The following is a 1,586-nucleotide window of genomic DNA, read 5'->3' as shown; positions in this document are numbered from 1 at the left end:
CCGGCGCCTTCAGCTCGCCGTTCTTCACCATCTCGTTGAACGCCTGGCCGAGGCGATAGCGATCCTTCACGCCCACCCAGCAGATACGCGCGGGCAGCCCCTGGAACGCGATGCGCTCGCGCGCCATGTCGAGCCAGTTGTGCAGGTGCGGATCGTCGGGAATCAGCTCCTTGACCTTGGCGTCGGTCTTGTAGATGTCCTCGGGATCGCCCGAGAGCGCGACCCAGCGGAACGGCCCCTTGCCCTCGCAGAACAGCGGACGAATGTACGCGGGCACGAAGCCCGGGAAATCGAACGCGTTTTCCACGCCCATTTCCAGCGCCATCTGGCGGATGTTGTTGCCGTAGTCGAGCGTGGCCGCCCCGCGCGCCTGCAGCGTGAGCATCGCGCGCACCTGGTTGGCCATCGATTCCTTCGCGACCTTCACGATCGTTTCGGGCGCAACCTTCTGCGCTTCGCGCCACTGCGCGACCGTCCAGCCCTGCGGCAGGTAGCCGTTGATCGGATCGTGCGCGCTCGTCTGGTCCGTCACGCAGTCCGGCGTGATGCCGCGCTTCACGAACTCGGCGAACACGTCCGCCGCGTTGCCGAGCAGGCCCACCGAAACCGGCTTGCCCGTGCGCTTCGCTTCCTCGACGATGGCAAGCGCCTCGTCGATGGTCTTCGCCTTGCGGTCCACGTAGCGCGTCTTGAGGCGGAAGTCGATGCGCGTCTCGTCGCATTCCACGGCGATCATCGAAAAGCCCGCCATGGTCGCCGCGAGCGGCTGCGCGCCGCCCATCCCGCCCAGGCCGCCGGTGAGGATCCAGCGGCCCTTCGGGTCGCCGTTGAAGTGCTGGTTCGCGACCGAATAGAAGGTTTCGTAGGTGCCCTGCACGATGCCCTGCGAGCCGATGTAGATCCAGCTGCCCGCCGTCATCTGACCGTACATCATGAGGCCCTTGCGATCCAGTTCGTGGAAATGCTCCCACGTGGCCCAGTGCGGCACGAGGTTCGAGTTCGCGAGCAGCACGCGCGGCGCGTCCGCGTGCGTGCGGAACACGCCCACGGGCTTGCCCGACTGGATCAGCAGCGTCTCGTCTTCGTTCAGGTCCTTCAGCGACGCGAGGATCTGGTCGAAGCATTCCCAGTTGCGCGCGGCGCGGCCAATGCCGCCGTACACCACGAGTGCATGCGGATGCTCGGCGACCTCAGGGTCCAGATTGTTCTGGATCATCCGGTAGGCGGCTTCCGCAAGCCAGGTCTTGCAGACCTTTTCCGCGCCGCGCGGCGCGCGGATCGTGCGGGTCGGATCGAGGCGGGGGTCGGTGAAGTTCGGGTGGTTCATGGCGTCTTCGTCTCTGATGTTATTCAGGAATGCTTTTTATGTGTTTCGCAACGCTTATTGTTCTGACTCGAACGTCAGCGGGCTGTGCGTCGCGATCGCCCCGTTCTGCACGAGGCGCGTGAGCGCTGCGATGTCCGGCGCGAAGTAACGGTCGAGATCGTAATGCGGCACCTCGGCGCGCACCGACTGCATCACGTGCGCGAGCGCCGGGCTCGTGTGGTGCGGCGCGCGCAGGTCCACGCCCTGGGCCGCGGCGAGT

The 1,586-nt window shown here is 65.9% G+C and carries 1 protein-coding gene and 1 pseudogene; both read right to left on the bottom strand.

All coding sequences use genetic code 11. The features are described from left to right. Positions 1 to 1,327 (bottom strand): urocanate hydratase (hutU, locus tag BMI01S_RS37340; protein ID WP_042293380.1); only part of this gene is annotated, 1,327 nt, incomplete at its 3' end. A gap of 54 nt (positions 1,328 to 1,381) precedes the next feature. Then, a pseudogene (locus BMI01S_RS42355) lies at positions 1,382 to 1,586 on the bottom strand (histidine ammonia-lyase); the annotation flags it as partial.

Source organism: Paraburkholderia mimosarum LMG 23256 = NBRC 106338, assembly GCF_000739815.1.
GTDB lineage: Bacteria > Pseudomonadota > Gammaproteobacteria > Burkholderiales > Burkholderiaceae > Paraburkholderia > Paraburkholderia mimosarum.
This window is presented reverse-complemented; position numbering and strand designations above follow the sequence as displayed.